Origin of the sequence: Aidingimonas halophila (assembly GCF_900106955.1) — a bacterium.
Lineage (GTDB): Bacteria > Pseudomonadota > Gammaproteobacteria > Pseudomonadales > Halomonadaceae > Aidingimonas > Aidingimonas halophila.
This window is the reverse complement of record NZ_FNNI01000005.1, coordinates 345796-362571: the sequence shown is the minus strand read 5'-3', so window position 1 is coordinate 362571 and position 16776 is coordinate 345796. Positions and strand designations below refer to the sequence as shown.

General features: G+C 57.0%; 15 protein-coding genes. 5 read left to right on the top strand and 10 right to left on the bottom strand.

The features are described 5' to 3' along the window. The first annotated feature begins 98 nt into the window (after positions 1 to 98). Together BLW01_RS11780 and BLW01_RS11775 are read left to right on the top strand one after the other, a co-directional pair. A complete protein-coding gene (locus BLW01_RS11780) occupies positions 99 to 563 on the top strand; it encodes a flavodoxin (protein ID WP_092569902.1) in 465 nt (154 codons plus the stop codon). Positions 564 to 578: 15 nt separating this feature from the next. Next, positions 579 to 929: a hypothetical protein gene (locus BLW01_RS11775; RefSeq protein ID WP_139243931.1), complete on the top strand. Its 351-nt coding sequence runs from the start codon at positions 579 to 581 to the stop codon at positions 927 to 929. Positions 930 to 974: 45 nt separating this feature from the next. Here the strand turns inward: BLW01_RS11775 and ppnN are convergent, their stop codons facing one another. Together ppnN and BLW01_RS11765 are read right to left on the bottom strand one after the other, a co-directional pair. Continuing rightward, positions 975 to 2339 (bottom strand): nucleotide 5'-monophosphate nucleosidase PpnN, encoded by a 1365-nt coding sequence (gene ppnN / locus BLW01_RS11770; RefSeq protein WP_092569898.1) that lies wholly within the window; start codon positions 2337 to 2339, stop codon positions 975 to 977. A gap of 14 nt (positions 2340 to 2353) precedes the next feature. Next, entirely contained in the window at positions 2354 to 2644 is a 291-nt protein-coding gene (locus BLW01_RS11765; protein ID WP_092569896.1) for a YfcL family protein, read from the bottom strand. Between the two features lie 148 nt (positions 2645 to 2792). Here BLW01_RS11765 and BLW01_RS11760 point away from each other — a divergent pair, with 148 nt between their 5' ends. After that, positions 2793 to 3710, top strand: a complete 918-nt coding sequence (locus BLW01_RS11760) for a LysR family transcriptional regulator (protein ID WP_092569894.1) — start codon at positions 2793 to 2795, stop codon at positions 3708 to 3710. Between the two features lie 68 nt (positions 3711 to 3778). Here the strand turns inward: BLW01_RS11760 and gcvP are convergent, their stop codons facing one another. Next, positions 3779 to 6673, bottom strand: a complete 2895-nt coding sequence (gcvP, locus tag BLW01_RS11755; RefSeq protein ID WP_092570006.1) for an aminomethyl-transferring glycine dehydrogenase — start codon at positions 6671 to 6673, stop codon at positions 3779 to 3781. Positions 6674 to 6735: 62 nt separating this feature from the next. Continuing rightward, positions 6736 to 7131 carry a glycine cleavage system protein GcvH gene (gcvH, locus tag BLW01_RS11750; protein ID WP_092569892.1) on the bottom strand — a complete coding sequence of 132 codons (396 nt, stop codon included), beginning with the start codon at positions 7129 to 7131 and terminating at the stop codon, positions 6736 to 6738. Positions 7132 to 7691: 560 nt separating this feature from the next. Between gcvH and BLW01_RS11745 the strand changes: the two genes are divergently transcribed. Both BLW01_RS11745 and gcvT read left to right on the top strand, forming a co-directional pair. After that, entirely contained in the window at positions 7692 to 9071 is a 1380-nt protein-coding gene (locus tag BLW01_RS11745; protein ID WP_092569890.1) for an alanine/glycine:cation symporter family protein, read from the top strand. A 78-nt stretch (positions 9072 to 9149) separates the two neighbouring features. Further along, positions 9150 to 10262, top strand: a complete 1113-nt coding sequence (gene gcvT, locus BLW01_RS11740; RefSeq protein WP_092569888.1) for a glycine cleavage system aminomethyltransferase GcvT — start codon at positions 9150 to 9152, stop codon at positions 10260 to 10262. A gap of 3 nt (positions 10263 to 10265) precedes the next feature. Here the strand turns inward: gcvT and BLW01_RS11735 are convergent, their stop codons facing one another. From BLW01_RS11735 to BLW01_RS11710, 6 genes are all read right to left on the bottom strand, one after another. Continuing rightward, on the bottom strand, positions 10266 to 10904 hold the full coding sequence (locus BLW01_RS11735) for an alpha-ketoglutarate-dependent dioxygenase AlkB family protein (RefSeq protein WP_229806417.1): 639 nt from the start codon (positions 10902 to 10904) through the stop codon (positions 10266 to 10268). Positions 10905 to 10925: 21 nt separating this feature from the next. Beyond that, positions 10926 to 11471 carry a phosphatase PAP2 family protein gene (locus BLW01_RS11730; RefSeq protein WP_092569886.1) on the bottom strand — a complete coding sequence of 182 codons (546 nt, stop codon included), beginning with the start codon at positions 11469 to 11471 and terminating at the stop codon, positions 10926 to 10928. Then, positions 11443 to 12600, bottom strand: coding sequence for a glycosyltransferase family 4 protein (locus BLW01_RS11725; protein ID WP_092569884.1), 1158 nt, complete (start codon positions 12598 to 12600; stop codon positions 11443 to 11445). The genes BLW01_RS11730 and BLW01_RS11725 overlap by 29 nt, the downstream gene beginning before the upstream one ends. 98 nt (positions 12601 to 12698) lie before the next feature. Continuing rightward, on the bottom strand, positions 12699 to 13577 hold the full coding sequence (locus BLW01_RS11720) for a M23 family metallopeptidase (RefSeq protein ID WP_229806416.1): 879 nt from the start codon (positions 13575 to 13577) through the stop codon (positions 12699 to 12701). Beyond that, positions 13574 to 14446, bottom strand: a complete 873-nt coding sequence (locus tag BLW01_RS11715) for an acyltransferase (protein ID WP_092569881.1) — start codon at positions 14444 to 14446, stop codon at positions 13574 to 13576. Before BLW01_RS11715 ends, BLW01_RS11720 begins: the two co-directional genes overlap by 4 nt. A gap of 113 nt (positions 14447 to 14559) precedes the next feature. Further along, a complete protein-coding gene (locus BLW01_RS11710) occupies positions 14560 to 16509 on the bottom strand; it encodes an acetoacetate--CoA ligase (RefSeq protein WP_092569879.1) in 1950 nt (649 codons plus the stop codon). Between the last annotated feature and the right edge of the window lie 267 nt (positions 16510 to 16776).

Sequence of the window (16776 nt, the reverse complement as noted above, 5' to 3'; positions counted from 1 at the left end):
TCACCGGCTCCGTCTTTTGCTTACAGGAATTGCCCGGATTCGGTCAGCCTTCCTTGTTGTGATAACATGCCTGCGAATTCATCGGGAAAAGCGACGGTATGCCTACCCTCAAGATTTTTGTTGGTACCGTTTATGGCGGTGCATTGGACGTTGCCGAACAGGTCAAACCGCTATTCGAACAGGCGGGATATGACGTCACGATCTACGAGCAGCCGAGCCTGGAGGATCTTGTCGACTCGCCGACAGATCTGGCGCTGTTCTGTGTTTCCACGACAGGGAGTGGTGACTGCCCGGGAAACCTTGTCCCGTTCGTTCGCGCTTTACAGGAACGGAGCCCTTCGTTGCATGAATTGCAATATGGTCTGATTGCCTTGGGTGACAGTTCCTACGGAGAGACGTTCTGCGGTGGGGGACGCTCACTGGATGTCTTGTTGGAGGATCTCGGGGCGCAACGACTCGGGGATCGCCTGGAGGTCGACGCCATGGAAACCTTCATGGCCGACGATGCCGCCATCCCGTGGGCGGAGCAGTGGATAGATTCGCAAAATCTCCAGGTGGCATGAATCAAGATGATGGCCATGACACCGCAACGATTGAGTACCCTGTTGGGTCTATTGATCTTGATCGTCGCCAGTATCCCGCGCTATGTCATTAATCAACACATGACGCGGCTGACGTTATTGCTCATCGCTTTCGCCGCCGTCGCGGTAGTTGTGATCTGGCACTGGCGCGGTCTCGATCAAGCTTCGCGCATGCAGGTTCCTCACTTCGTGCGACGCCTGGGGGGTTGGTTGCTTGCTGGATTGGCGGTGACGGCATTGTGGCAGATTGCCACGCACGGCATCATTATCTGGCCGTTGTGGTTGTCGCAGGCTGCTGTTTCAGGCCTGTTGCTGCATGTCGCCACATTATGGATGCGCAAGGGTTGAGGCCGGCTTAGTGCTCGGCTGCGACTGCCGGCATCTCGTCATTTTCTAACTCAGGGTGTAGCAGGGGACGTAGTGACTGCCCGGCAATTTCATGCGTCCCTGTTCGACGAATGAGCTAAGAAGCTCGTCCAGACGTTTCATCAATTCGGGTTCGGCGTGGAGGCGGAACGGGCCATGAGATTCAATGGCGCGAATGCCGGGCTCCTTGACGTTGCCCGCAACGATTCCTGAAAACGCGCGCCGCAAATTGGCAGCGAGTTCGTGAATGGGTTGCTGGTGATGTAGCGCCAGGCCGGCCATGGTTTCATGGGTCGGTTCAAAGGGTTCCTGAAAGTTTCTGGCGATATTGAGCCGCCAGTTGTAATAGAACGCATCCTGCTGCTGGCGACGAAATTGTGTCACATCATCGATTCCATCGCGCATGGCGCGTGCGACACCCACCGGGTCGTCGATCATGATACGGTAGCGACTGCGAGCTTCATCACCCAGCGTATAGCCGAGAAACTCGTCGATCCGTGCGAAATAGTCGGCTGAGTCAGCCGGACCAGTGAAGATGACGGGAAACGGCATTTCTCGATTCGTTGGATGCAGTAATATCCCGAGCAGGTAAAGTATTTCTTCGGCGGTGCCGACGCCGCCGGGAAAGATGACAATGCCGTGACCCAACCGCACGAAGGCTTCCAGGCGTTTTTCGATATCCGGCATGATCACCAACTCGTTGACGATCGGGTTGGGGGATTCGGCGGCAATGATACCGGGTTCGGAAATACCGATGTAACGTCCCAGTTTTCGGCGTTGCTTGGCATGGGCAACGTTGGCGCCTTTCATGGGTCCTTTCATTGCTCCCGGACCACATCCGGTACAGATGTCCATATCGCGTAATCCGAGGTGGTAGCCAACGTCTTTTGTATAATTGTACTCTTCCCGAGTGATCGAATGGCCACCCCAGCACACGACGATTCCCGGGTCGAGCGAGGGTTTCAGTGCCCCTGCTTTGCGAAGAATATGAAAAACAGCATTCGTCGTTCCTTCACCGGTACTCAGGTCGAATCGTTGCTGCGTCTGGATTTCGTTGTAGACATAAACGACATCACGCAGAACGGCGGAGAGTAGTTCGCGAATCCCCCGAATCATCCTGCCATCGACAAACGCTTCGGCGGGCGCATTGTTCAATTTGAGACGAATTCCGCGATCCTGTTGTAACACTTCGATATCAAAGTCATGGTAGGTTTCCATGACCTGGAGGCCATCGTCAGTGGGGTTGCCACAATTGAGAATGGCCAGGGCACAGCGTCGCAACAGTTCATGCAGCCCGTTGGCCGAGGTATCCCGCAGACGGTTGACCTCATGTTGCGACAACACTTCCAGGCTGCCTTCCGGAGAAATCGTGGTGGAAATCGTTCTGGGCATGGGTATCGTCCTTGTCATGCAGCATTGGATTGGCGACGTGCCTGGTCCCATAGCTGGCGGATATGATCCTGGTCATGTTGACTCATGGCATCATCGGCAAAGGCGTTGTTGAGCCATTCGAGAAAGACATCATCGAAGTCCTCGGGAACGACATTCTCCGGGTCGTATTCGACCATTTCCATGACAAGAGGAACCTGGGGAATCAGGTAGCCCAAGGCGAAAAGATCATCGGCCTCGGCGTCCTGTTCCATGACGATCAGGGTTTGATGGATGGCGTCTGCTCGACGGGCAAGTGGATCAGGCATAACACTCGAACCTTATTGCTGAAACGTCCGCTTAGTCTAACATGGGGCATGACAAGCGCCCCAGCGCTGCCTGCGACGATGTTTTCTGATAGTATCGATATTGTTGTCGTGTCTCATCTTTATCCACGATTGATACAAGCACTGCTCCATGTTCAATGCTCAGTATTTCCGCACATACCTGACCCTGGTCGAGACCGGTAGCTTCACTCTGACGGCACGCCGTCTCGATATGACACAACCTGGCGTGAGTCAGCACATTCGAAAGCTGGAGCAGTATCTGCAGAAATCCCTGCTGAACCGACATGGGCGCAAGTTCACACTGACGGAGAGTGGTCGGCGGGCGTACGATTATGCGGTCAAACTGTTCGCCGAGCATGAGCAGTTCCGCCATTCACTGGATAACGAGTCTCTTGATTCAGGAGAGTGCCGTATTGCATCACCCGGCAGTATCGGGCTGATGTTCTATCCGTTCCTCCTGGGGTATCAGCAGATGTATCCTGGGTTACGGGTCAATTACAGCTTTGCCTTCAATGGGGATATCGTTCAGGATGTTCTGAAAGGACGTTATGACGTGGGAATCGTGACCGATGTCATCAAACATCCCGATTTGAGCTATGAACTCTGGCACCAGGAACCCCTGTGCCTGGTCGTTCCCGCTGATTTTACCGGTACGACACTGGCGGATCTCATGGCCTTGGGCTTCGTCAATTATTCTGATGGTATCAACCATGCAGGACAGTTGTTACGCGCCAACTTCCCTGAAGAGTTCCGTTCGATGGGCCAGGTGCCGCGCCAGGGATTTACCAATGAAGTAAGCATGGTACTCGATGCGGTCGCGCGCGGACTCGGGTTCACTGTTCTTTCCCGGCTGGTTCTCGAAACCTCTCCCTGGCAACGACAGGTCAAGGAGTTGCCGCTACCGCATCCCGTCCATGAAACGCTGCATCGCGTGACGCCGATAGGGAGCGAGTTGCCCAAACGGTATGCGCAATTGCTGGCCGATTTCCGCGATCAGCGTCGACATACATTGTATGGTTTTTCTGAAGATCCCGGTTTGAGCCAATGAGTTCCAGCGGCGTCCAGTCAGCAGGGTAGACGCGCCTCACCGTGATGGGGTGAGGCGCCATGGGTGCGTCAGTCACGGTACGCGTCGATGCTGGGGCAGGAGCAGATCAAGTTACGGTCACCGTAGACATTATCCACGCGATTGACGGACGGCCAGAACTTGGCATCTTTCACGGCCTTGGATGGAAAGGCACCGAGCTCCCTGGAATAGGCTCGTTCCCAGTGATCGTCCATTAGGTCGGCCATGGTGTGTGGTGCTCTGACCAGGGGATTGTCATCGGCTGGCCAGTCACCGCGTTCTACGCTGGCGATTTCTTCCCGAATAGCGATCATGGCATCGCAGAATCGGTCGATTTCATAGCGTGATTCGGATTCCGTCGGTTCCACCATCAGAGTGCCGGGGACCGGGAAGGACATCGTGGGGGCGTGGAAACCATAGTCCATCAACCGTTTGGCGATGTCTTCTTCGCTGATACCGGAAGACGTCTTGAGTGGGCGAACGTCGATGATGCATTCGTGGGCAACCGTACCATTGGTGCCCTTGTACAAGATCGGATAGTGCGATTCCAGGCGCTTGGCTATATAGTTGGCATTCAGAATGGCCAGTTCCGTTGCTTTGCGCAGACCGCGCGCGCCCATCATCTTGATGTAGGCCCAGGAGATCGGCAGGATCGACGCGGAGCCATAGGCAGTGGCGGCGACTGCACCTCCTTGCGTTTCGATGCCCTGGAGCGGTGTCACTACATGGTTGGAAACGTAAGGCGCCAGGTGAGACTTGACACCGATGGGGCCCATGCCGGGACCTCCGCCACCGTGCGGAATGCAGAATGTCTTGTGCAGATTGAGGTGTGAGATATCACCACCGAAATCGCCCGGCCGGGAGAGTCCGACCTGTGCATTCATGTTGGCGCCGTCGATATAAACTTGTCCGCCATTATCGTGAACGAGGCGACAGGCCTTTCGAATGCCTTCTTCGAACACACCATGGGTCGAAGGATACGTCAGCATGATGGCTGACAGCGTGTCCCGGTACTTTTCGGCCTTGGCGTGCAGATCGTCCAGATCGATGTTGCCATCGTCATCGCACTCGACCACGACCACTTTCATATGGGCCATGGCCGCCGACGCCGGATTGGTACCATGAGCGGAACTGGGGATCAGGCAGATATCCCGATGCCCCTCTCCCTGTGCATCCTGATAACGGCGAATGGCGACCAGGCCGGCATATTCCCCCTGTGCCCCGGAATTGGGTTGCATTGAGATATGCTCGTAACCGGTGATTTCCACCAGGAAGGCCGACAGTTCATCGATCATCTGTTGGTAGCCGACAGTCTGGTCACGAGGCACGAAGGGATGGATATGGGCAAACTCCGGCCAGGTGACAGGGACCATTTCACTCGTGGCGTTGAGTTTCATCGTGCACGATCCCAGGGGAATCATGGCATGTGTCAATGACAAGTCGCGATTCTCCAGACGCTTCAGGTAGCGCAGCATTTCGGTCTCGCTGCGATAGCGCCGGAAGGTGGGATGAGTCAGGAAGTCGGATTGCCGCTGACAGTCGTCGGGAATACCACTGATACCCCGCGCGACGATCTCCTCGTCCAGAGCGGCCAGCGATAGGTCGTGTTCTTCACCGAGCAGCACATCGAAGAGAATGCTCAGGTCGGCGGAAGTGGTCGTCTCATCGAGGCTGACGCCGATATCGCCATTGGCGAAATAGCGTAGATTGATCTCGTGGGTCATGGCGCGACCGTGGATCTTGCCGGCGTCGACTCCCGTCAGCCGAAGTGTATCGAACCAGCTTTCATGAGCCAGAGACACCCCCTTGCGCCTCAACCCTTCTGCCAGGATCGTGGTCAGTCGGTGAATGCGAGATGCGATGGTTCGCAAGCCTTCCTGACCATGATAGACGGCGTAGAAACCTGCGATATTGGCGAGCAGCGCTTGTGCCGTACAGATGTTGGACGTGGCCTTTTCGCGGCGAATATGCTGCTCGCGCGTCTGCATGGCCATGCGCAGCGCATCGTTGCCACGGGAATCCTTGGAGACACCGATGATGCGACCAGGAACGGAGCGCTTGAGTTTGTCGGTGGTCGCGAAGAACGCGGCATGGGGGCCGCCATATCCCATGGGAACACCGAATCGTTGAGAGTTCCCTACGACGATATCCGCACCCAATGCACCGGGTTCCTTGAGCAGCACCAGAGACATGATATCGGCGGCGACGCAGGTCATGACATTGGCGTCTCGTGCTTGCGATAACAGTGTGGATAGATCACGCACTCTGCCGCTTTCGCCGGGGTATTGAAGCAGCGCACCGAAGACATCGGCTCTGGAAAGTTCTTCGGCAGGGGCAACGATCAGTTCGAAGCCGAAGTAGTAGGCCCGCGTTTTCAGAACATCCAGGGTCTGCGGCAGGACATCATCAGCAACGAAAAAGGCATTGCTCTTGGCCTTTCGGTTGGCGCGCTTGCAGAGCGCCATGGCTTCCGCCGCGGCTGTCGCTTCGTCCAGCAGTGAGGCGTTGGCCAGTTCCATGCCGGTCAAATCCATGACCATTTGCTGGAAGTTGAGCAGGCCTTCCAGACGGCCCTGGGCAATTTCAGGCTGGTAGGGGGTGTACGCCGTATACCACCCGGGGTTCTCCAGTACATTGCGCTGGATGACCGCCGGTAGGTAGGTGTTGTAGTACCCTTGACCGATATAGGTCTTGAAGACCTTGTTCTGACGAGCAAGACGCTGCAGGTAAGCGAGAGCTTCAGGTTCCGACCGTGGAGCGTCGAGCTCCAGTTCTCGCCCCAGCCGGATATCCGGTGGAATCGTTTGTTCAATGAGGCTGGGAAGCGAATCGACACCGATGACCTCAAGCATGCCCTGCGTCTCATCGGCATCGGGGCCATTGTGTCGATGCAAGAAAGCGTCATGATCGGCCAGTTCGGCCAGTCGGCGGTTATCTAGTGCCATGAAACACCCTGAATGGAAATAAGGGGCACGGCCCGGAAGACGGCGACCGTGCCATTGATTCATTACTCCTGCTCGGCCTCGACGATGCGAGAGTAGGCATCGGCATCGAGCAGGGATTCGAGTTGCTCACGGTCGCTGAGTTGCACCTTGGCAACCCATCCATCTTCATAAGGCGATTCGTTGATGGCTTCGGGAGCATCCTCGAGTGCGTCGTTGATTTCGACGACCTCGCCGGTCAGCGGGCTATACAGATCGGACGCGGCCTTGACTGACTCAATGACGCCGAACTCTTCACCGGTCTCCAGTTCACGACCGACTTCCGGAAGCTCGACGAAAACAACGTCCCCCAATGCTTCCTGGGCATGATCGGTAATGCCTAGGGTGGCCGTGCCGTCACCATTGTCGAGGACCCACTCGTGGCTGTCGGTGTAGCGCAGATTGGATGGAATCGTGCTCATTGCTATTTCCTATACGAAAGCGGTTTCTGTCGTTGGCGCTACCGGATGGCATCCTCTCGATACGATCCGGTGGCCAGCCCGGGGTTTGTCAGCAATGACCGGCCCTGTCGGGCCGTCTTACACAGGTTGGCCGGCTTTGCTCTCGACGTCCAGCTCGGTGCAGTCGTCGCCCGAGCAGGAAGCGACTTGTCGTTCATTCCCGATGCGGCATAATGTATCGATGTTTCCAATAAGAAACAAGTTTCTTCGTCATGGTGTCAATGGGTACCGCGTCTCCACGGGACTGGCAGTGAGTGATCGAGTGTACCGGGAGAATGGGCTATGTTTAGCGTTTAGGAAGATGGTAGCGCCGATGTCACGATAAGACAGTGTAAGACGAGATTTTATATGGTGGGGTGGTCGAATCATGGTGTGATTCGCTATCTTACGCGGGTTGAATGGCTGGTCATTCTGTCAGTAAGCGGACTGTCCAGCCCTGGTACGGCAGACGTCGTATGTTCGCCAGTGCTTCTCGGGCCATCGAGTGGCACAACAACAACCACTAAAGGGGATAAGATGTAATGGAAGCGTTGACGAGTTTTTTGACCGCTGTTGAAGGCGTGGTGTGGGGCCCCCTGATGCTGGTACTGCTGTTGGGGGTAGGGCTCTATCTGCAGGCCGGACTGAGAGCGATGCCGATCCGCAAACTGGGGATGGGCTTCAGACTGCTCTGGAAAGGCCGGACGACAACCAAGGAAGACGAGAGCGAGGGCGAAGTCTCGCCTTTCAATGCCTTGATGACCTCGCTGTCTGCCACGATCGGCACCGGTAACATTGCCGGGGTGGCTACAGCGATCTTTCTGGGAGGACCCGGCGCGGTATTCTGGATGTGGATTACGGCGCTGGTCGGGATGGCCACCAAGTTTTCGGAGGCCGTGCTGGCCGTGCGTTATCGACAAGTCGATGAAGCCGGCGATCACGTCGGTGGGCCGATGTATTACATCCGTAATGGCCTGGGGCGCAAGTGGACCTGGCTGGGCGGAGCGTTTGCCTTCTTCGGGGCGGTGGCCGCATTCGGTATCGGTAATACCGTGCAATCCAATTCGGTAGCGGATGGTCTTGCCAGTACGATCAACCTCCCGCATTGGGTGACCGGAATCATCATCATGGGCTTGGCCGGTGCCGTCATTCTGGGGGGTATCAAGCGTATTGCCCGAGTTGCCGGTAAGCTGGTGCCGATCATGGCCGTGGCGTACCTCGTTTGCGGGTTGCTGGTCCTGCTCATCAATATCAGTCAGGTCGGCAATGCGCTGGGCATGATCTTTACCCACGCCTTTACACCGGTATCGGCGGCCGGCGGGTTTGCCGGTGCTGCGGTCGCCAAGGCGATCCAGTTCGGTGTGGCTCGCGGGGTCTTCTCCAACGAGGCCGGTCTTGGCAGTGCTCCCATCGCTCATGCGGCTGCCCAGACCAAGAACCCGGTACGTCAGGGGTTGATTGCCATGCTGGGTACGTTCATCGATACCATCGTGGTGTGCAGCATTACCGCGCTGGCAATTCTGACCACCACGGAATGGACGTCAGGTGAAACCGGGGCGGCACTGACATCGATGGCCTTTGATGCGACATTGCCGGGAATTGGCCAATACGTCGTCTCCTTCTCGCTGGCCGTGTTTGCCTTCACGACGATTCTTGGCTGGGCATTCTATGGAGAGAAGTGCTTCGAATTCCTGTTTGGTGTTGGTTCCATCAAGATCTACCGCGTGGTCTATATCCTCGCCATTCTGGCGGGAGCGGTTGCGCCGTTGGATTTCGTATGGCTGATGGCCAGTGTCTTCAACGCAATGATGGCTATTCCCAACCTGATCGCGCTGGCCTTGCTGTCACCGGTGGTCTTCAAGCTGACCAGTGATTACTTTGCTGGCAAGGAAGTCCTGCCTGGCGAGGATCTCGATCGTTGAAGGAGTCATGAACGGCGTCATTTGGCGCCGTTCCTTTTCTACTTTCCGTGACAACCGATTGCGAGGATTACGACCATAATGAGCGAACTGAATCATACGCCGCTGTATGCGTTTCATCAGGACAACGGCGGAAAGATGGTGCCTTTTGCCGGTTATGAAATGCCGGTCCAGTATCCGATGGGCGTCAAGAAGGAGCATGAGCATACACGCAGTGCGTGCGGCTTGTTCGATGTGTCCCATATGGGGCAAGTGCTGGTACATGGCGCCAATGTTGCGGAAGCCCTGGAGACGTTGCTGCCCGCGGATATCGTCGGGTTGGAGCAAGGTCGGCAACGCTACTCCCTGATGACCAACGATTCAGGAGGGATCCTCGATGATCTGATGGTGGTCAATGCCGGTGACCATTTTTATCTCGTGGTCAATGCGGCATGCAAGGAACAGGATATTGCCCATTTGCGTACCGGGCTGGGCAATGACTATCGAGTAGAGGAATTGGACCGCGGCTTGTTGGCGTTACAGGGGCCGAAAGCGGAAGCGGTAATGCATCGGTTGTGTCCCGCGGCGTGTGACCTGGTGTTCATGGAGCATGCTCGCTTCGAGATCGACGGGATACCGGTATGGGTCAGTCGTAGTGGCTATACCGGGGAGGATGGGTTCGAGATTTCCGTGCCGGCCGACGCGTGCGACACGTTGGCACGACGGCTTTGTGAGGAAGAAGAGGTTGAGCCGATCGGGTTGGGGGCACGTGACTCGCTACGTCTGGAGGCGGGATTGTGTCTCTATGGTCATGACATCGATACCACGACGACGCCGGTCGAAGCCTCATTGATATGGGCTGTCGGCAAACCGCGCCGTCGTGATGGTGAGCGTCCCGGCGGCTTCCCGGGGGCCGATGTGATTCTTCATCAGATCGAGGCCAGGGACCACGCCCGAAAGCGCGTCGGTCTGATGGGGGAAGGGCGTGCTCCAGTTCGCGAAGGGGCGGAACTGTTCGATGCCGATGGTCAGGCTATCGGTCAGGTCACTTCGGGAAGTTTCGGCCCCAGTGTCGGACACCCTGTTGCCATGGGGTATGTATCGGTCGAGTATGCCGAAGCGGGGAATTCGGTCCATGCCGAGGTCAGAGGACGCAAGCTCCCCATGAAAATCGCCAAGATGCCGTTCGTGACGCCGGGCTACCGGCGCGGGTGAAAATCACTCGACATGACGGAAGGTCAGGCTGATACGCAATCCAGGGATACGTCTCGGCAGCAGAGCGTGTTGCAGCCAGTGCTGTGTGCCGGGTCCCATGAGTAACAATCCATCATGGGGGAGCCAGAGGTTGAAGGCCTCGGCACGCTTGTCCTTCCAGCGCATTCGCAACGGACGTTCCGCCCCCAGACTGACAGCGGCCACCACGGGATCATCGCCGAGTTCGGGCTCGTCATCGCTATGCCACCCCATCCTGTCGTCTCCTCCTTCGTAGCGGTTAAGGAGAACACTGTTGAAACGCCAGGAGGGGAGGTGGCTGACGGCGAGTAATGACTCGATACGTTGCTTGAGATCGGCGACTCCCGGATGCCAGGGGGCCGGTGTGAAATCGCGTCCGGAATAGCGATAGCTGGCATGGCTATCGCCCATCCATACCTGTTGCCGGGGAATGGCATGTCGGCGACCGTACAGTGTCAACGAAGGGCGCTCCCAGGGCAATTCGCTGTCCAACCGATACATCAATTGCGTGGCATGCTCATCTCCCAGCACGCCGGAATAGTGCCATATCGGAGGCTGCGCGAGCAGACATTGCCAAGGCTGCAGTGATTCGATCATGGCGTCGAGCTTGCCACGAAGCAGCACGGCTGTCAGCCAGCAACCGGTTCATATCGCCGGCAACCAGGTCAAGGCAACGATCGCGAGTGTTGCACCGAGCATGGCGCCTCCAATGACATCGCTGATGTAATGGAGCCCCAGTCCGACACGAGACATCGCGATAAGACAGGCCAATGGCAGGATGACGATCAGCACCATTGGCGCAGTCGCTGCCGTGAATAGTGAGAACATGACTGCATGCAGGGTATGACCACTGGGAAAACTGTAACGGTCACGTGCGGCGGTGGTGCAAGGAATGGTTCGATAAGTGATCGAAGGGCGCTCTCGACAAGCCCTTGTCTTGATCAACCGATAGATGCCGATCGCGACTAATGCACTCAGGGTGAAATGAACGCTGAGTTGCCAGCCCGCCGGTCCGTGCCAGAGGGGCTGGGCGAGAATCAAGGCGACCCAGAGCGGCCAATCACCGAGGCGGCTGGCAACGCGCAGTACCATCAAGTAGCGTCGTTGGCTGCCGGTCTTGGCCAGCCGTTGACATAGTTGCCATTCAAGCGCGTCTAGCCGTTCAAAGACGGCAGGGATGCGAGGCGTCATCCGCCACCTCCTGGACTTGCTGTAATGTGTCGAGGAACTCATTCGCCACTTGTGTCCAACTGCGTGACAAGACACGTTGCCGTGCAGCATGACCCAGCCGTGAGTAGGTGGCTGGATGCTGGCACAGCATGACGGCCTTGGTGACGAAATCTGCATTGTCTCCCAACGGGATCTTGATGCCGTTGTGATCGTTATCGATCAATTCGGCGGCGGCGGCATCGTCGAAGGCGATAACGCCGAGACCGCTGGCCATGGCCTCGATGACCACGTTGCCATAGGTTTCCGAACAGGAAGGAAAGAGAAAGATGTCGGCACTGGCGTAATGCCTTGCCAGTTCCTGGTTGTCGATGAAACCGGTGAATACGGTGTCTGGAAGCCGTTCCTGCAGTGTCTTGCGCATTGGCCCGTCTCCTACCAGGACGGTCACCAGGTCGGGTTGAACACGCTGCATGGCGTGAATGCTCTCGACCAGCAGGTCGAGATTCTTTTCGTTTGCCAGGCGTCCGACATGTAAGGCGACGGGCTGCGTCTCCGACACTCCCCATTGATGCCGTAGCACGGGATCTCGCTTGCGGGGATGAAAGTGACGACTGTCGATCCCGCGACCGAGCACACGGACATGATGAAAGCCATCGTTGCGAAGCTGGGCGGCCTGGGCTTCGGTGGGGACCAGAGTCATCTGCGTACGGTTGTGAAAATGACGCAGGACCGCCTGGATACTGCCGGATAGCCATCCCACACCATAGTCATTGGCATAACGATCAAAGTTGGTGTGAAAGCCACTGACGACAGGAATAGCCATACGTCTGGCGGCGTGAAGTGCCGCCCACCCCAAAGGGCCTTCGGTCGCAATATAGACGACGGAAGGGCACTGTTGACGCCAGAACGACATGATATACCTGGCTCTGCACAGTCCCAGTTGGACGGCATCATACCCGGGTAGTGGCAGAGGACGAACCTGCAGCTCTGCTTGTACGTTGTCAGCGCGTTGCGTTTCTCCCCGCGGGCGAGGGCGAATCAGTTGCAGGGAGACATCACGTTGGGTTAGTACCCTGCTTAGCTGGTTGAGGGTATGGGCAACTCCGTTGACATCCGGTGTCCACGTTTCGCTGACCAGGCAAACGCGCATGGCTATCTCCTGACGATGTGCATGACCGTAGCGTCGCGCCGGGACATGACAGCTTGCCGACAGGAGTGTGAACGAATGATGACATTATCCTGGGGGAGTTACGGCAGCAGGCGTTGCGGGTCCATTGGCTTTCCTCCCCGACGCATGTCGAAGAGCAAGTCGTAGCGCTGCGTCACGTTGTTCCTCGCCACTTTGCAGACCGGACTGTTCTGTTCGATGGTACTGCCGGCATCGACATCCAATGTATCGCACTGTGCATACACACTCTGCAGATTATTGGGATGATGGATGATGACCACGCGCCCCAACTGCCTCATGCTGCCTGCGAACTTGACGTCGCCATCGGCGACGGCTCTGGCATGTGCGCCTTGTGTCGTGGCCAGCAACATGGGTTGCAAGGTGCCATGCTGATTCTTGCCGTAGTCACGTTCGATCCGGTAATCATCGAGTGGCCAGGACCAGTCTTGGGTATTGTCGGGTGGCTCGTTGTCATCGGATGACTCGGGAGACGATGTGGAGGCGACCGCCGGCGTCTCCGGTTTTTGAGGCGTCGAAGAGGACGGACGAGAGGATGTCTTGGCCAATGGAACCTGGATCAGCTGGCCGACCGCCAGTTGCGTCGGCTCCACGCGTGGGTTGGCTTTCTGGATACGTGATGTCCGGGTATCGAAATGTTGTGCAATGGCGGTATAGGTATCGCCGGGTCGGACTTGATAGCGATAGGGGCCATCTCTCGGAGCGCGTTCCTGCTGGGTGGGAACGAGCAGACGTTGCCCTATGAGAAGTCTGTCCGGATCCGTATCCGGGTTGAACCGCGACAGCCGCTCCACGGGCACACCGGCGCGCCTGGCGATGGCGCCCAGTGTGTCGCCACGTTGTACCTCGATCCATTGACCGGTAATGGATTTCAAGCGCGACGTACCCGGAGACGGGGCAGCACAACCTGCCAGAACGACCAGCGTGAGAATCAGCGTCACGAGGAGGTATCGATGCGACGATCCTTGTCTTGCCACAGGGCATTCAGCCATGTCTGGAAACGTTCCTTATAGTCGGGATCCTGATGATAATCGCCGGCAGTCATCCAGGCGGGGACATTCAAATGGTGAATCTCGAGTTGAATGGGACCTTCCCTGCCGCACAGAAAACGCCAGAACGAGGGGGCGGGATGGGCATAGATCAACGTCGCGTCAAGAATACCACTCAAGCGATGGCCCATGAGGCGAATCACTTGTGCCGTCCCTCCGGCTTTGGGACGCAGGAGGTGGCGATACGGACTTTGTTGTGCTGTATGTTTGGCAGGGGTGAAACGGGTGCCTTCAACAAAGTTGTAGATGGCGATCGGCATATCCTGAGCTCTTCGGCACATCCGTTCTGTTTCACGCCTGTCCCGTTCGGCCAGTTGCGGAGTTTGCTGGACCTGCTCGCGCCGATATCGACGCAGGAATGGATACTCCAATGCCCACCAGGCCAGGCCTACGATCGGTACCCAGAAAAGTTCCCGCTTGAGGAAAAAGCGTGGCATGGGGATGCGTCGGTGAAGTGCCATCTGCAAGACGAAGATATCGGTCCAGCAGCAGTGGTTGGCAATGACCAACCACCACCCATCCCGGGACAGCGTCTCGGGAAGCACGCTACTCAACTGCGGTTTCAGCCAGCGGCGCATCCACCATAAATTGGTACCGATCCAGTTGAGCGCGATCCGGTTCAGACCACCAAGCACTCGCAGTTGCAACTGTCTGGTCGGCATGAACAGTTTGATCAACGTCAGTATCAGCAGCGGCGGTGTCCAGATCAATGTACTGAGACACAGCAGACATACACTGACGAACCCTTTCAGGGTCGACATTCCCTGCTCCTTGCAATCAGGTAGCTTATTGGATGGTTATTGGCAGCTACATGCTACTGCAAGGTCGGGAATGTGCCCAGTAGGCGTATCAACGTGACTTCCTGTGTTATCTGTCAGTCATCGAGTTCCGGCAGATTGTCGAACAGCTCGAGTGCTTCCGGATTGGCAAGCGCATCCTGATTCTTGACCGGGCGTCCATGAACGACGTTGCGCACCGCCAGTTCCACGATCTTGCCGGAGAGTGTGCGGGGAATGTCTCTGACCTGAATGATTTTAGCCGGCACATGGCGAGGTGTGGTATTGGCTCGGATCGTACGGCGGATCTCGTCACGCATCGACTCATCGAGCGTGGTCCCCTCACGCAGCCGAACAAAGAGTACCACCCGGACATCATCCCCCCACTCTTGACCGATGCAGAGCGATTCGAGCACACCGTCGACTTTTTCGACCTGACGGTAAATTTCTGCCGTGCCGATACGAACGCCGCCGGGGTTGAGAACGGCATCCGAACGACCATGGATGATCAAACCGTCCTCAGGCGTGATTTCGGCATAGTCGCCGTGCGCCCAGATACCGGGATAGGTGCTGAAGTAGGCATCGCGGTAGCGTTCGCCATCAGGGTCGTTCCAGAAACCGATGGGCATCGAGGGAAAGGGGCGCGAGCAGACCAACTCTCCCTTTTCCCCCCGCAGCGGCTGTCCATGGTCATCGAGGACGTCGACGGCCATGCCCAGGCCGCGGCACTGAAGCTGGCCACGATAGACCGGGCGAATGGGGCAGCCTAGCGCAAAGCAGGAGACGATATCGGTACCGCCTGAAATCGAGGCCAGCAACAGGTTGTTACCGATCTCACGGTAGACATAATCGAATGACTCATGCGTCAGTGCCGACCCTGTAGAGAGAATGGCCCGCAAACGCGAAAGATCGAAGCTACGGCCCGGCTGCAATCCCTCCTTTTCGCAGGCAGCGATATATTTCGCACTGGTGCCGAAAACCGTGATGCCTTCACGTTCCGCCATGCGCCATAGGACGTCGGGATCCGGAGAGAATGGGGAACCATCGTAGAGCACCAGCGTGGCGCCGCAGGCTAGCCCGGAAACCAACCAGTTCCACATCATCCAACCGCAGGTGGTGTAGTAGAACAGTACGTCCTGATCGTTGATATCGGTATGCAACCGATGCTCTTTGAGATGTTGAAGCAGGGTGCCACCGGCGGAGTGAACGATACACTTCGGCGCGCCTGTCGTGCCGGAAGAGTAGAGAATATAGAGTGGGTGGTCGAAGGGCAGCGGCTCGAAGATGACCTCCTCGGCCTCATTGTTGAGGTAATCATCCCACACCACGGCCTTGTCGATTCCCCGGGTGGTCGGTTCGTCGTTGAGAAAGGAAAAGATGACGACCTGGTTGAGAGAGTCTATCGCTTCACTGATTTGCACCAGACGTTCATGGGTGTCGATCGGCTTGCCGTTCCAGGTATAGCCATCAGTAGTGATCAGCACCTTGGGCTGAATTTGCCCGAACCGGTCGAGCACGCCATGGAAGCCGAAATCCGGGGAACAAGACGACCAGACGGCTCCGATGCTGGCGCATGCGAGCATGGCAATGACCGCGTGTTCACTGTTGGGAACGAATCCGGCAACACGGTCGCCAGGCGTGACACCGCTCTGGCGCAGAGAATGGGCTAGCTTGGCAACCAGCCGGTAGAGTTCGGCATGACTGATCTCCTTGCGGCGTCGGCGCTCGTCGGTGACCAAGAGAGCGGGATGATCATCGCGACGTCGTAGTAGATTGGCTGCGAAGTTGAGGCGTGCTTCGGGAAACCAGCGAGCACCAGGCATGGCATCCGGTCGCTCGAGCACGGTGTCTCCCTTGGATTCGGCGATAACGCCGGATTCATCCCACCACACGGACCAGAATGTCTCCAGATGGTCGACACTCCATGCATGGAACGATGCATAGTCATTGAGCGTGACATCGTACGAAGCGCTGATATGGCACATCAATGCATGTAACTGTGTGGCTTCGATATCCGCTTGTGACGGTTGCCATAACGGATTGGACATGCCGACCCCCGGTGATTGTGTTGGCTATCGCATTACGGATAAGCCTGCCACCCTTTGGGCGCCGTGCCTAGGTATTGCAGCGCACAAGTTCAGGGTGTACGACGAAAGAAGCGGTTGTCGAAAAAACGACCAAACCGTGTCGTTTCTGCTGCTCGCGCTGGCTGTGTTGATATGTGCAGCGATTTTTCACAGTGTTATCCACAGTATCGGTGAATAACTTTCACCGTGCGACATGGTGGGGGGTGGAAAGCGGGGGTAGAGGTTGTA

Excerpts from the sequence above, each read along its gene's own strand:
- BLW01_RS11780 (WP_092569902.1), top strand. The coding sequence starts at position 99 with ATGCCTACCCTCAAGATTTTTGTTGGTACCGTTTATGGCGGTGCATTG.
- BLW01_RS11760 (WP_092569894.1), top strand. The coding sequence starts at position 2,793 with ATGTTCAATGCTCAGTATTTCCGCACATACCTGACCCTGGTCGAGACC.
- BLW01_RS11715 (WP_092569881.1), bottom strand. The coding sequence starts at position 14,446 with ATGTCGACCCTGAAAGGGTTCGTCAGTGTATGTCTGCTGTGTCTCAGT.
- BLW01_RS11730 (WP_092569886.1), bottom strand. The coding sequence starts at position 11,471 with ATGACGCCTCGCATCCCTGCCGTCTTTGAACGGCTAGACGCGCTTGAA.
- gcvH (WP_092569892.1), bottom strand. The coding sequence starts at position 7,131 with ATGAGCACGATTCCATCCAATCTGCGCTACACCGACAGCCACGAGTGG.
- ppnN (WP_092569898.1), bottom strand. The coding sequence starts at position 2,339 with ATGCCCAGAACGATTTCCACCACGATTTCTCCGGAAGGCAGCCTGGAA.
- BLW01_RS11725 (WP_092569884.1), bottom strand. The coding sequence starts at position 12,600 with ATGCGCGTTTGCCTGGTCAGCGAAACGTGGACACCGGATGTCAACGGA.
- BLW01_RS11745 (WP_092569890.1), top strand. The coding sequence starts at position 7,692 with ATGGAAGCGTTGACGAGTTTTTTGACCGCTGTTGAAGGCGTGGTGTGG.
- BLW01_RS11775 (WP_139243931.1), top strand. The coding sequence starts at position 579 with ATGACACCGCAACGATTGAGTACCCTGTTGGGTCTATTGATCTTGATC.
- gcvT (WP_092569888.1), top strand. The coding sequence starts at position 9,150 with ATGAGCGAACTGAATCATACGCCGCTGTATGCGTTTCATCAGGACAAC.
- gcvP (WP_092570006.1), bottom strand. The coding sequence starts at position 6,673 with ATGGCACTAGATAACCGCCGACTGGCCGAACTGGCCGATCATGACGCT.
- BLW01_RS11710 (WP_092569879.1), bottom strand. The coding sequence starts at position 16,509 with ATGTCCAATCCGTTATGGCAACCGTCACAAGCGGATATCGAAGCCACA.
- BLW01_RS11765 (WP_092569896.1), bottom strand. The coding sequence starts at position 2,644 with ATGCCTGATCCACTTGCCCGTCGAGCAGACGCCATCCATCAAACCCTG.